We start from the raw sequence: 223 nt of genomic DNA, 5'->3' as shown, positions 1-223 counted from the left end.
TATGTTCCGTTTCGCTCGCCGCTACTCAGGAAATCGCATTTGCTTTCTCTTCCTCCAGGTACTTAGATGTTTCAGTTCCCTGGGTCTGTCTTCCTTACCCTATGTATTCAGATAAGGATACCATACCATTACGTATGGTGGGTTTCCCCATTCGGAAATCTTCGGATCAAAGCTTACTTACAGCTCCCCGAAGCATATCGGCGTTAGTCCCGTCCTTCATCGA

Annotated in this window: 1 rRNA gene; it reads right to left on the bottom strand. The window is 47.1% G+C overall.

Annotated features, from left to right (window positions below):
* Positions 1-223, bottom strand: a 23S ribosomal RNA gene (locus MR143_RS32875); the annotation flags it as partial.

Origin of the sequence: Bacillus cereus group sp. BfR-BA-01347 (assembly GCF_022663835.1) — a bacterium.
Lineage (GTDB): Bacteria > Bacillota > Bacilli > Bacillales > Bacillaceae_G > Bacillus_A > Bacillus_A thuringiensis_K.
This window is presented reverse-complemented; position numbering and strand designations above follow the sequence as displayed.